The organism is Microbacterium sp. SCPM-O-B-15248 (M128), assembly GCF_058214835.1.
In genome coordinates this window covers 383,927-396,295 of sequence record NZ_JBYQLI010000001.1, presented here as the reverse complement: position 1 = coordinate 396,295, position 12,369 = coordinate 383,927, and the positions used below count along the sequence as shown (strand labels likewise).

15 protein-coding genes are annotated in these 12,369 nt (G+C 70.7%); 2 read left to right on the top strand and 13 right to left on the bottom strand.

Features of this window, described 5'->3' with window-relative positions; all coding sequences use genetic code 11:
• Window positions 1-13 precede the first annotated feature (13 nt).
• On the top strand, window positions 14-625 hold the full coding sequence (locus AC3E6M_RS01880; RefSeq protein ID WP_138175716.1) for a TetR/AcrR family transcriptional regulator: 612 nt from the start codon (window positions 14-16) through the stop codon (window positions 623-625).
• A 54-nt stretch (window positions 626-679) separates the two neighbouring features.
• Window positions 680-1,762, top strand: a complete 1,083-nt coding sequence (locus AC3E6M_RS01875) for a hypothetical protein (RefSeq protein WP_138175718.1) — start codon at window positions 680-682, stop codon at window positions 1,760-1,762.
• A 15-nt stretch (window positions 1,763-1,777) separates the two neighbouring features.
• Here AC3E6M_RS01875 and AC3E6M_RS01870 read toward each other — a convergent pair whose 3' ends face one another.
• The 13 genes from AC3E6M_RS01870 to AC3E6M_RS01810 all read right to left on the bottom strand — a co-directional run bounded on the left by AC3E6M_RS01870 (window position 1,778) and on the right by AC3E6M_RS01810 (window position 12,360).
• Window positions 1,778-3,775 carry a bifunctional copper resistance protein CopD/cytochrome c oxidase assembly protein gene (locus tag AC3E6M_RS01870; RefSeq protein ID WP_490528898.1) on the bottom strand — a complete coding sequence of 666 codons (1,998 nt, stop codon included), beginning with the start codon at window positions 3,773-3,775 and terminating at the stop codon, window positions 1,778-1,780.
• 77 nt (window positions 3,776-3,852) lie between these two features.
• Window positions 3,853-4,140: an HU family DNA-binding protein gene (locus tag AC3E6M_RS01865; protein WP_022878194.1), complete on the bottom strand. Its 288-nt coding sequence runs from the start codon at window positions 4,138-4,140 to the stop codon at window positions 3,853-3,855.
• Between the two features lie 259 nt (window positions 4,141-4,399).
• Entirely contained in the window at window positions 4,400-4,705 is a 306-nt protein-coding gene (gene rpsN, locus AC3E6M_RS01860) for a 30S ribosomal protein S14 (RefSeq protein WP_022878196.1), read from the bottom strand.
• A gap of 4 nt (window positions 4,706-4,709) precedes the next feature.
• On the bottom strand, window positions 4,710-4,880 hold the full coding sequence (gene rpmG / locus AC3E6M_RS01855) for a 50S ribosomal protein L33 (RefSeq protein WP_013584775.1): 171 nt from the start codon (window positions 4,878-4,880) through the stop codon (window positions 4,710-4,712).
• A complete protein-coding gene (gene rpmB, locus AC3E6M_RS01850) occupies window positions 4,880-5,116 on the bottom strand; it encodes a 50S ribosomal protein L28 (RefSeq protein ID WP_013584774.1) in 237 nt (78 codons plus the stop codon). Before rpmB ends, rpmG begins: the two co-directional genes overlap by 1 nt.
• Window positions 5,117-5,255: 139 nt before the next feature.
• Window positions 5,256-5,954, bottom strand: a complete 699-nt coding sequence (locus AC3E6M_RS01845) for a DNA-3-methyladenine glycosylase (protein WP_138175722.1) — start codon at window positions 5,952-5,954, stop codon at window positions 5,256-5,258.
• A complete protein-coding gene (locus AC3E6M_RS01840; RefSeq protein ID WP_490528897.1) occupies window positions 5,951-7,357 on the bottom strand; it encodes a hypothetical protein in 1,407 nt (468 codons plus the stop codon). Before AC3E6M_RS01840 ends, AC3E6M_RS01845 begins: the two co-directional genes overlap by 4 nt.
• Window positions 7,347-8,204 carry a TIGR03943 family putative permease subunit gene (locus AC3E6M_RS01835; RefSeq protein WP_138175726.1) on the bottom strand — a complete coding sequence of 286 codons (858 nt, stop codon included), beginning with the start codon at window positions 8,202-8,204 and terminating at the stop codon, window positions 7,347-7,349. Before AC3E6M_RS01835 ends, AC3E6M_RS01840 begins: the two co-directional genes overlap by 11 nt.
• The gene (locus tag AC3E6M_RS01830) at window positions 8,197-9,231 is read right to left on the bottom strand and encodes a permease (protein WP_138175728.1); all 1,035 of its coding nucleotides are present in this window, start codon (window positions 9,229-9,231) and stop codon (window positions 8,197-8,199) included. Before AC3E6M_RS01830 ends, AC3E6M_RS01835 begins: the two co-directional genes overlap by 8 nt.
• Window positions 9,212-9,625 carry a Fur family transcriptional regulator gene (locus tag AC3E6M_RS01825; RefSeq protein WP_138175730.1) on the bottom strand — a complete coding sequence of 138 codons (414 nt, stop codon included), beginning with the start codon at window positions 9,623-9,625 and terminating at the stop codon, window positions 9,212-9,214. The genes AC3E6M_RS01830 and AC3E6M_RS01825 overlap by 20 nt, the downstream gene beginning before the upstream one ends.
• 49 nt (window positions 9,626-9,674) lie before the next feature.
• Window positions 9,675-10,535 (bottom strand): metal ABC transporter permease, encoded by an 861-nt coding sequence (locus AC3E6M_RS01820; RefSeq protein WP_138175732.1) that lies wholly within the window; start codon window positions 10,533-10,535, stop codon window positions 9,675-9,677.
• Entirely contained in the window at window positions 10,532-11,344 is an 813-nt protein-coding gene (locus tag AC3E6M_RS01815; protein ID WP_138175734.1) for a metal ABC transporter ATP-binding protein, read from the bottom strand. Before AC3E6M_RS01815 ends, AC3E6M_RS01820 begins: the two co-directional genes overlap by 4 nt.
• Window positions 11,341-12,360: a metal ABC transporter solute-binding protein, Zn/Mn family gene (locus tag AC3E6M_RS01810; protein WP_490528896.1), complete on the bottom strand. Its 1,020-nt coding sequence runs from the start codon at window positions 12,358-12,360 to the stop codon at window positions 11,341-11,343. Before AC3E6M_RS01810 ends, AC3E6M_RS01815 begins: the two co-directional genes overlap by 4 nt.
• Between the last annotated feature and the right edge of the window lie 9 nt (window positions 12,361-12,369).

The window sequence follows — 12,369 nt, the reverse complement described above, 5'->3', positions numbered from 1 at the left end:
CTACGCTGAGCCCGTGGATCAGAAGCGCAGCCGAGGCCCGTACGCCAAGTCCGCGGCACAGCGGCAGAACATCCTCGCGGCCGCGCGCCGGACGTTCGCCCAGCTGGGGTACAACGGGGCTTCGATGCGCGGAATCGCCGAGGATGCGGGTATCACCTTCACCGGGCTGCGGCACCACTTCGCGACCAAGGACGAGCTGCTCGTGGCGGTCCTGACGCAGCGCGACGAGGAGCATCAGGCCCAGCAGGCCGACATCCACGGCACGGATCTGCTGGACGCCCTGGGCGCACTGCTGCACCAGACCCTCGACGAACCCGCCATCACCGAGATCTTCACCACGGTGTCGGGCGAGGCCGTCTCGCGCGAGCACCCCGCCCACGCGTTCTTCACGTCGCGATACGAGCGCATCCGACGGGAGTTCTCCGCCGAGCTGGAGGCCTCTCCGGGCGACACCCCCGCCGTCACCATCCCCCCGGCGAGCGCCGCGATCCTCCTGGCGGCCGTCATGGACGGCCTGCAGTTGCAGTGGCTGCTCGACGAGTCGGTCGACGTGCAAGGTGCCTTCGCAGACTTCATCGGGCTCCTGAGACCCCCGTCGAGCCCGGACATCGAGACACCCGGATAGTCAGCCCACCGACGCATTCCGCTTGTACGCAGGCGCCTTTCCTAGACTGGGTCCGTGCACGCGACGGATGGGGGCCCGGCAGCGCCTACGGGTGCTGCTCCGACGCGTCCGCGCCGCTTGGCTCGCGACCTCACGATCCTCGGCGTCATCGGCATCCTGCTGATCGCCGCGCTCGGCGCCGGGACCGCCGCCGCCTACCGCGAGCTGTACAGCCCCCGCGCCTTCGTTCTGCACTACCTCGACCTGCTGCAGGACCGCCGCGCGGCCGAGGCCCTGGCGGTGCCGGGCGTCGCGGTGGACTCCACCGAGCTCGAGGCGGCGGGATTGCCCGCCACCTCGTCCGAGGCGCTCCTGCGCACCGACGCGCTGCAGTCGATCACCGATGCCCGCGTGGTCGACGAGACCGCCGACGGTGACGTCACGCGCGTCACGGTCGAGTACCGCGCCGGCACCTACAGCGGCCGCACGGCCTTCACCGTCGGCCAGGACGGGTGGACGGGCGTGGTCCCGCGCTGGCGCTTCGAGGTGAGCCCCCTGGCGGTGGTCGATCTCACCGTGCGCGGCTCCATGAGGTTCTCGGTCAACGGCTTCGAGATCGACAAGCGCCAGGTGTCGGTCGACGGCGTGGATGCCGATCCGAGTGCGGCCGTACCGTTGCTCGTGTTCTCGCCCGGCCTGTACTCGGTGTCCGTGAACACCGCGATCTCCGCCACCCCGGGGGTCGCGATCCTGGCCGACGCGCCACTGACCGGCGTCCCGATCGACGTGCAGGCGGAGCCCACCGAGGAGTTCGTCTCGGTCGTGCAGCAGCGCGTCGAGGACTTCCTCAGCTCGTGCGCCGAGCAGAAGGTGCTCCAGCCCACCGGGTGCCCCTTCGGCTTCACGGTCCGCAACCGCATCGACGACGCCCCGACCTGGTCGATCACCGAGCAGCCGACCGTCACGGTCGTGCCCGACGGCGCGGGCTGGCGGATCCCCCAGGCCAAGGCCGTCGCCCACATCGAGGTCGACATCCGCTCGATCTTCGACGGGTCCGTGCGCACCGTCAAGGAAGACGTCCCGTTCACCGTCGACGGCGAGATCACGGTACGCCCCGACGGGTCGGCATCCATCGCCGTCGGCGGCCGCGCCGACTGACGGCGGGAACTGGCCTCAGCGCCCCTTCGCCGCCTGGCGTTCGGCCACGCGGGCGTCGCGATCGGCCATTCGCTGGAGCTCGGCGTTGTACTCATCGAGCTCGATATCGCCCACCCGGTCGACGTGGCGATCGCGTCGGCGCTGCTGGCGCTCGTCGCTGCGGCTCCACTGGATCGCCACGGCGATGGCGAGGATGAGCGTCGGGATCTCGCCGACGCTCCACGCGACACCGCCACCGGTGTACTGGTCCTGCAGCGGCGTGGCGCCCCACTGACGGCCCATCGCCCCGAACCACTCGGCCGCCATGAGCCCGGAGTTCATCATGATCGCGATGCCGAAGAAGGCGTGCATCGCCATGACTCCGATGAGCACGATGAGCCGCATCGGGTAGGGCAACCGGTAGGGGACGGGATCGATGCCGATGAGGCTCAGCACGAACAGGTATCCGGTGATGAGGAAGTGGGCCACCATCCAGATGTGGCCGACGTGGTCGTACAGCGACCACCGGAACAGGTCGGTGTAGTAGAACGCCCACAGCGACCCGATGAACAGGCCCGCCGCGACGTAGGGGTTGGTGAGCACCGTCGCGACCGGATTGTGCACCGCCCACATGATCCACTCCCGGCCCCCGCGTGTGCCGTCATCGCGCTTGCGGATGGCCCGCGCGGCGAGGGTCACGGGAGCACCGGACACCAGGAGCAGCGGGATCGCCATCGACAGCAGCATGTGCTCGATCATGTGCACGCTGAACAGGTAGTCCTGGTAGACGTTGAGCGGACCCGAGGTGACCCAGAACACCGCGAGCATGCCGAGCGACCACAGGACGGTGCGGTGGAGCGGCCACGCGTCGCCGCGCCGGCGCAGGCGCCAGACGCCGGCGAGATAGAAGAAGAGACCGAACCCCGCCACGAAGGCCCACAGCAGGTCGATGTCCCACGCGGTGAACCAGCGGTCGATGGTGAACTCGGGCGGCAAGGGCGACCCGGTCAGCACCTCGGCGGGTGTGCGACCGATCGGGGGCAGCTCGTTGGCCGGCGGAGGCGTGCGCGCCAGAGCGACGGCGACGCCGCTCGCGACGCCCATGAACGCCAGCTCCAGCAGAATGACGCCCCAGAACCGCCGTGACCCGTTCTGGTCGTCCATACGGGCGATGAGACGGCGGCGGTACCAGGCGCCGAGCACGCCGATCGCGACGAGCGCCGTGACCTTGACGAGCACGAGCACGCCGTAGGGCGAGAACAGGTTCTGCCAGCCCACCAGGCCGATCGTGGCGCGCACCGTGCCGGACACGGCCACCACGAGGAACGCCACGAGGGCGATCGAGGAATACCGCAGCATGACCGTCTGCAGCTGTGAGCGGTTCATCGCCGGGCGGACGACCACGAGCAGCACGAGACCGCCGAGCCAGACGGCCGCGGCGATGATGTGCAGCACCAGCGACGTGACCGCCGCGGTGTGGCTCGCCTCGGTGCCGGCGTGGCCCTGGGTGCCCATGGGGATGAGCGAGGCGAGGGCGAGGATGGCCACGAGGAGGGTCGGCACCCACGTGCGCACGGCGAAAGTGAGCACGGTGAGAACCGCACCGGCGATCGTCGTGAGGAGCCACGCGGGGCCGATCTCGGTCTCGACGAGGAAGCGTCCGAGCTGCTGGCCGAACACCGCGTCGAGGGTGGGCGTGGCGTTGATGACGTTGAGGAACGTCAGGAATCCCGTCGCCGCCGCCGAGACGGTGAAGACCGCCGCGCCGATGGATGCCGTGTCCAGGGCGATCTCGAACGGTCGCTCCCCCGCGCGCAGGGCGAACAGCGCGAGCACGAGAGACCCGACCATCGTCGCCGCCGACAGGTTGACCACGAGCGTGGCGACCGGGAGTCCCCAGCGCACGACGGGTCCGGGGTCGGCCAGGAGCGAGGGGGCCGCACCGCCGCCGTAGGCGAGACCCGCGACGACGCTGAGAGCCGCGACCACGATCAGGATGACGGGTCCGGCCACGCGCAGGGCTCGGGGATTCACCCCCCAAGCCTACGTCGCCGCAGAACGCAAGAGGGGGGATGCCGGGTGGCATCCCCCCTCTCGAGGTCTACGACGTCTTACTTGACGGCGGCCTTCAGCTTCGAGCCGGCGGTGACCTTGACGCGCTTGCCCGCGGGGATCGAGATCTCCTCGCCCGTCTGGGGGTTGCGGCCCGTGCGAGCCGAGGTGGCGACCTGCTCGAACGCGATCCAGCCGGGGATCGAGACCTTGCTGCCCTTGGCGACCGCCTCGGAGACGGTGGAGAAGAGGGAGTCGAGCACGCTCGACACGGCGGACTGGCTCTGCCCGGTCGCGCTGGCGATGCTCGCGACGAGCTCGGTCTTGGTGATGGACTTGTCGGCCATGTGGTTGTCCTCCAGGCGACGCTCGTGTCGCCTCTCGTTACATCGGACGAGGAGGGTTCCTCCTCGGTGGTCGGGAGACCGCCTCGACAGTATCAACCGAACCGCGGAATTACGCGGATTTTGACCGATTTCGCCCCAGACGCACCCGCGTGTCGCGTGTCGGATGTGACGCGTGTGAACCGTGAGGGCCGCGAGACGCCGAACGCCGAAGGGCGAGGGCCCCTTTCGGAACCCTCGCCCTTCGATCGTGAACGGGTGCTTACCAGCTCGACTTGGTCACGCCGGGCAGCTCGCCACGGTGCGCCATGTCGCGGAAGCGGACACGCGAGACGCCGAACTTCGTCAGCACGCCGCGGGGGCGGCCGTCGATGACGTCGCGGCTGCGCACGCGCGCGGGCGACGCGTTGCGGGGCAGCTTCTGCAGGCCCACGCGGGCGGCCTCGCGGGCCTCGTCGGTCGCGTTGGGGTCGACCAGGGTCTTCTTCAGCTCGGCGCGCTTCGCGGCGTAGCGCTCGACGACGACCTTGCGCTGCTCGTTGCGCGCGATCTTGCTCTTCTTGGCCATGTGCTTAGCGCTCCTCTCGGAAGTCGACGTGCTTGCGGACCACGGGGTCGTACTTCTTCAGCACGATGCGGTCGGGGTTGTTGCGGCGGTTCTTGCGCGTCACGTAGGTGTACCCCGTGCCGGCGGTCGAACGCAGCTTGATGATCGGACGGACGTCCTGAGCCTTCTTCGCCATTACAGCTTCACGCCCTTCGCCTGCAGGTCACGGACGACGGCTTCGATACCGCGCGCGTCGATGACCTTGATGCCCTTCGCCGAGACGTTGAGCTTGATGTTGCGACCCAGCGACGGAACGAAGTAGGTCTTCTTCTGCACGTTCGGGTCGAAGCGGCGCTTCGTCCGGCGGTGCGAGTGCGAGATGTTGTGACCGAAGCCGGGAACCGCTCCAGTCACCTGGCACACTGCTGCCATGGTGATGTCTCCTTCTGTACCGTGACACCGGACGGTGTCACCCAAGATCCCTTGTCTGCACCCCGTTCTGGACACAGCACGAGGCCGGGATCAGAGGGAGGGGTACGTACCACGCGCTGGAGTGCGCGCAGACAAGCGATCAGTCTAGCACGCTCGGCGTGTCGCCTTGACGGCCCGCCGCCTCGGCCGCGCCGCGCCCCCACCGGAACGCCGAGACCGTGGGGTCGCCGGTGAGCCAGAAGCGCCACGGGAACGCCGCCGTTCCCGCGATCCCGGCGACCCCGACGCGCGGCCCCGACGAGACGGCCGAGGCGGGGTGCTCCGGCAGCAGCAGGCGCGCCCGGGCCCCCGCGTGCTCCGCCCCGGTGACGGCGTCGATCCCGTCGTGGACCGGATGCCGTAGGCCCACGGCATCCCCCAGCCGTCCGGGGCCCCGCGCGAGATCGTTTCGCGCCCGCACGACCCCGCGCTCGCGGCGCCGCCGCTCCGCCACCTCGGCGCCCTCCAGGACCTCGCCGCCGCGCAGAAGCACACCGCCCGCAATCCCTTCCGGACCGCACACGACGTTGACGCAGGAATGGATGCCATGACTCAGGTACACGTACAGGTGTCCCGGCGCGCCCCACATCGTCGCGTTGCGCGCCGTCGGTCCGCCGCGGGCGTGCGAGCCGGGGTCGGGGCGATCGCCCGTGCCGAGCCCGTGATACGCCTCGACCTCGGTGATGCGGAGCACGACGCGCTCCCCCGCGACGTCCGTCTCGAGGTGCGCGCCGAGCAGGGTCGGCGCGACCTCGACCGGCAGCGCCGCCAGATCCACGCGGGACGCGGGTCGCGTCATCCGGGCGGCACCTGACACCAGGACAGGTCGAAGCCCTGCAGCGCGACGAGCTCCTGCCCGGTGTCGATCTCGACCAGGTGGGTCAGCAGGCGGCCCGGCAGCGGCAGCTGGTACCGGTCGAAGGGATTGTCGATCGCCTGCGGCGCGACGAGCACCGCGGCGTAGCGGCCGCTCGGCGACACGCACGTCTGCAGCACCGTGTCGCTGCCCGGCACCTCCAGCAGAGGGCGCACGGTGCCGTCGGTGTCGACGTGTCCGATCGTCGTGGCGCGATAGGCGCCGTCGGCGTCGATGTCGGCGAAGGAGCGGATCGTGCCCGCGCCCGCACCGGGGACGGGCGTCGCGCGGCCCGGCATCCCGGGCGGGTCCACCGGCTCCTCGAGAGGTTGCTCGGACCCGTCGGTGAGGTCGATCTCGCGGATCCCCTCGAGCCGCTCGACGATCGCGATGGACGACCCGCGGGCGATCCCGTCGATGGACACGGCGCTGCCGAGCGGCGCGGCGTTCCCGCCCTGCGCATCGGTGAGCAGCAGCCGCGAGTCGAACGTGAGCACGAGCATGCTGTCGGTGTCGGGCACGAAGCGCCAGTCGGCCACGCGCACGTCGCCGCCGTTGAGGCCGACCTCGACCGGCGGCGCGTCGTCGGCGGCGGATGCCGTGAACAGCTTGCTCTCACGCCCTCCCGCGGCGCCGAGGGTGGCATCCGAGAAAGTGAAGCCGACGCGCTCACCGCGGTCGGCGGACTGCAGGTTGGACACGAACCCCGGACCCGGCAGCGCGATGTCGTGCGCGTTCTGCCCGTCGAGATCGGTCACGACGACACGGGCCCGATCGCCCTCGCGCACCGAGACGACGAGGTGGTTCGCCGTGGCGCGGAAGTCCTCGATGTGCTCGTGGGTGAAGACGGGCAGGCCCGCCTCGCCTTTCAGATCGGTGCGGAAGATCGTGTCGCCCTCGGGGGTGCCGCGCTGCATGAGGAACGCGTGCAGCGGCGGAGTGCGGAACGTCTCGCTCAGCTCGGACGCGGGCCCGGCACCGAGTCCGCGCACGTCGCGCACGGTCACGCGGTAGTCGGAGTCGTCGCGGAGCGGCAGGGTGAACCGGATGCCGACGCTCCGCCCCGAGGTGTCGACGGTGAACGGCGTCGCCGGCTCGACCTCGACCTGCGCGGGGTCGACCTTCTCGAGCGATTGCGTCGTGGTGAGGATGACGCGGGCCCCGGATGCCGCGATGGCGGCGGCGGGGTCGACCTGGACGTCGGTCACGCGCGGCCCCTGCGCCACGGCGACGACACCGCCCACACCGCCGACCAGGACCAGTGCCCCGAGGACCGCCGCGAAGGCGAGGACGAATCCGCGACCGCGGCGGCGACGCGCGCGGGCGCGGCGGGAGTCAGTACTCATACGGGTCCGTCGGCTCGTCGATGGCCGCGACCTGGTCGGCGCGGACCTCGAGCGCGCCGTCGCCCGTGGACCGCACGGTTCCGGTCACCGTGACCCACTGCCCCGTCCCCGGTGCGGAGCCGGTCGCGGTGATCGGCAAGCGGGCGGTCTGCGCGTCGATGACGCAGTGCGTGATGACCAGGCGCGTGAGGTCGAAGCTCGCGCCGTCCTGCCCGGGCGTGATGAAACCCGTGAGCGTGACGGGCTTGCCGTCGAAGGTCTCGGGGTTGGTGGCGTGGGCGAAGATCGCCGACCAGTCGCCGATGCCGAAGGTCGAGGTGTCGCCCGAGGCGGCGAGGGTCACGACGTCCGAGCCGACGAACAGCGGCGGGGCACCGACGTCGCGCGAGACCGCGAGCTCGGCCGACAGCGAGGCGGGCGGGGTCAGCAGCACCGCGATGACCGCGCCCGAGGCGAGGAGCCCGCCGCTGAACGCGGCGATCCCGCCGGGTGTCAGTCGCGGCCGCGCGGCGAGGTGGTCGTGGGCGGCGTGGTCGTGGTCGTCGGGGGCGTCGGCGTGCTGGTGATCGGCGTGCGCGAACGCCTCGCGACGGGCGGGAGCCGGAGCCGGAGCGTGCCCGTGCTCGTGATCGTGTCCGTGATCCGCTTCGGCGCCCAGCGGCAGGGCGAACGTCGCGATCGAGCCGACGACGGCGACGACGGCCATGCCGATGGCGAACCACGCCGAATCGGGGTTCACGTACAGCGCGATGCGGCCGGTGAGCCACAGTGCGATCGTGGTGACGGCCAGGCACGAGGTGAGCCCGACGCCGAGCCACCGTGTCGCGAGAGCACCCGTTCTAGACAAGGAGATTCACCACCGTTCCCATCGCGAAGGCGGACAGCACCACGACGGCGGTGAGCCCGACGAGCACGCGCGTCGTGAAGGTCGTGCGCAGGAGCGCATACATCTTCAGATCGACGACGGGTCCGACCAGGAGGAACGCCACGATCGATCCGGGCGTGAAGGTCGACGCGAACGACAGGGCGAAGAACGAGTCGACGTTCGAGCACAGCGACACCACGACCGCCAGGAGCACCATCGCCGCGATCGACAGCGCGGGATCCGAGCCGATCGCCAGCAGCGCGCTGCGGGGGATCAGCACCTGCACGGCGCCGGCGATGAGCGAGCCGATGATGAGCGCCGGCATGACCGAGCGCAACTCGACGACGAACTGAGCGAGCGAGCGGCGCCCGCGGCCGCCACGCTCCTGCACGACGATCTCGCACGTCTCGAGGAACCGCTCGGTGAGCAGCTTGTCGGGATCGGGATGCCGGCTGTACAGCCAACCGATGAGGTTGGCGACGAGGAAGCCGCCGATCAGGCGCGCCACGAGGATGCCGTCGCTGAAGCCGAACGCGGCGTGTGTGCTGATGATGACGATCGGGTTCACGATCGGGGCCGCGACGAGGAACGTGAGCGTGTCCGAGACGCGGAACCCCCGCATGAGCAGACCCCGGGCGAAGGGCACGTTGCCGCACTCGCACACCGGGATGAACATGCCCAGGAGCGACAGCACGGCGCGGCGGGCCCAGGGGGCTCGTGGCATCCATCGCTCGATCGCTCCCGGGGGCACCCACACCTGCACGACGATCGAGAGCAGGACGCCCAGCACGACGAACGGCAGGGACTCGATGAGCACGCTGAGCGCGAGCGTCAGTCCGTCCTGGGCGCGGGTCGGCAGGGGGGCGGCGAAGAACGTCGGAGCGAACGCATCGATGAGAAAGAGCGCGGCGATGACGACGACACCCAGGCCGAGGGCGACGAGGGTGCGCGTGACGCCGGTGCGCGGGGGCGCCGACGTGACGGATCGACTAGTCGTCGCCACGCTCACGAGCGCGCGCCTGAGCGCACGCGGCGCACACGCCGAAGATGTCGACCACGTGCTCGGCCTGCGAGAAACCGTGCTGGGCGGCGGTGCGCTGCGCCCACTCCTCGACGGCGTCGGCCTCGATCTCGACCGCGACGCCGCACGACCGGCAGATCAGGTGGTGGTGGTGGCCGCGGGTCTCGCACGCGCGGAAGAGATTCTCGCCCTCGGGGCTCTGCAGTGAATCGGCATCACCCTGGGCGGCGAGTCCGGCGAGTGCGCGGTACACCGTGGCCAGGCCGATACCGGTGTTCTCTTCGCGCAGGGTCGCGTGCAGCGCCTGCGCGCTGACGAAGCCGCCCGCACCGGACAGCGCTTCGCGCACGCGCTCGCGCTGCCACGTATTGCGCTGGACCATACCCCGAGTCTAGCGAGGCGACCGGTGAAACGGCTGGGGACGCCGGCGGCTACAGCGCCCGCGTCGTGCGGTCGCGGCGCGCTCCGACGAGACGGCACACGAGGTAGATGAGGAACGAGATCGTGGTGATGTACGGGCTCACCGGCAGGGTCCCCGCGACGGCGAGCAGCACGCCGCCCACCGCGGACACGAAGCCGAACAGGGCCGCGAGCAGCGGCACCGACAACGGACCGGATGCCACCCGCATCGCGGCCGCGGCCGGGGTGACCAGCAGCGCCATCACCAGGAGCGCCCCGATGATGTGGACCGCGACGGCGACGATCAGGCCGAGCAGCAGCATGAATCCCAGCGACACCGCCGTCGTCGGCACGCCGCGGGCGGCGGCGGACTGCGGGTCGAGGGAGTCGAAGCGCAGCGGGCGCCAGATCATCAGCAGCGCGATCAGGACGACGAGCCCGATGACGACGAGCCACCCCAGTTGCGCGCTCTGCACCGAGACGATCTGGCCGGTCAGCAGACTGAACCGGGTGGCGCTGCGCCCGTTGTAGAGCGACAGGCACAGGATGCCGACACCCAGGCCGAACGGCATGAGCACGCCGATGATCGAGTTGCGGTCGCGGGCGCGCGCACCGAGCAGACCGATGATCGCCGCGGCGATGAGCGACCCCACGATCGAGCCCGAGACGACGTCGACGCCGATCAGCAGGGCCACCGCCGCACCGGCGAACGACAGCTCGCTGATGCCGTGCACCGCGAACGCCATGTCGCGCTGCATCACGAAGACGCCGATGAGTCCGCCCACGAGCCCCAGCACGGCGCCGGCGTAGACGGAGTTCTGCACCAGCTCGAGGATCGCGCCGTATTGACTCACGCCGCCGAACAGCGCGTTGCCCACGTCGGCCCAGTTCATGCGTCGTCCTCGTCGTGGTGGTGATGGGCCTCTTCGGCGTCGGGGGCGCCGACGACGACGAGCCGGCCGCCCGCCCGCGTCACGTAGACGGGGGCGCCGTAGAGCGAGGTCAGCGTCTCGCTGGTGAGCACCTCGTCGGGCGTGCCGAGCGTGAAACGCCCGTGGGCGATGTACAGGATGCGGTCGACGTGCGCGAGGACCGGGTTGACGTCGTGGGTGACCAGCAGCACGGCGGCGTCGCGCTCACGACGGTGCCGATCGATCAGTCGCACGACCGCCTGCTGGTTCGCCAGGTCGAGGCTGGTCAGCGGCTCGTCGCACAGCAGCAGCCGGGGGTCGTCGGCGAGGGCCTGCCCGACCCGCAGCCGCTGCTGCTCGCCCCCCGAGAGCAGGCCCACCGGGCGGTCGGCGAAGGCCGTCGCCCCGACCGCCTCGAGCAGTCCGTCGATGCGCGCACGGTCCTTGCGGCGCGAGAGCGGAAGGCCGAACCGGTGGCCGTCGACGCCGAGTCCGACGATGTCGCGTCCGCGCAACGGCGTCTCGCGCGGAAGCGGCCGCTGCTGCGGCACGTAGCCGATGTGACGGTTCCCCGCTCGACGGACCGGGGAGCCGAGCGCCTCGATCGTCCCGCGGCTCAGCCGCTCGAGGCCGAGGATGGCGCGCAGCAGCGTCGTCTTGCCGGAGCCGCTCGGACCGAGGACGGCGACGAGCTCGCCGGGCTCGACCTCGAGGTCGAGCCCGGCCCACAGCTCACGGCCGCCGCGTTCGAGGGCGGCTCCGCGGATGCGCAGGGGTGGGGCGTCGCTCACGCCGGGAGGGCGTCCGACAGTGCGGCGATGTTGCTCTGCATCCACGAGATGTAAGTCTGGCCCTCGGGGAGCGTCTCGGTGAACTCCAGCACCGGAATGTTCTTCGCCTTGGCCGCGTCCATGACCTGGGTGGTCTCGGCGCCGCCGGTCTGCGGGTTGACGATCATGACCGCGATCTGGCCCGACTCGATCAGCTGCAGCGACTCCAGCAGCGTGGCGGGGGGCACGTCCTGGCCCTCTTCGACCGACTCGCTGAACTCGTTCGGGGTCGCGTTCGACAGACCCGCCGCTTCGATCAGGTAGACGGGCACGGGCTCGGTGACGAAGACCTTCGCCCCGGCATCCTTCGCCTCGATCTGGCCGAGCGAATCCTCGAGACCGGCGATCTTCGTCGTGAACGTCTCGGCGTTCGCGGTGAAGTCGGCCGCGTGGTCGGGGGCGAGCTCCCCGAGGTGCTCGGCGATCGCCTTCGCGAGGTCTTCGACGGTGTGCGGGTCGTACCAGACGTGCTCGTTGAAGCCCTCGATGTGGTCGTGGCCGTCGCCCTCGGCGTGGTCGTGACCGTGGTCGTCCGCGGTCTCGCTCGGCGCGGGGCTCGCCGAGGCGTCGTCGGCGTGGTCGTGCGACTCGGCGCCCGGGTAGTCGTGGTTGTACTCGACGGCGGTGAGGACCTCGGCCGACGAGCCGCTGGCCTCGATGAGCGACTCCATGAAGGAGTCGTAGCCGGCGCCGTTCTCGATGACGAGCTGGGCGCCCTTGAGGGTCAGCTGGTCCTGCGCGCTGGCCTCGTACTCGTGCGGGTCCTGCGCGGTCGAGGTGATGATCGCGGTGACGTCGACGAAGTCTCCGCCGATCTCTTGGGCGATCGAGCCGTAGACGTTCGTGGATGCCACGACCGAGACCTTGCCGGCATCGTCGGTCGAGCCGCCCGCCGCGGGGGTGCCGCCGGCGCAACCGGCGAGGGCGAGCACGGAAGCCGCACCGAGGACGAGGGGAACGAGAACGCGTCGGGTCATGCCCCCACT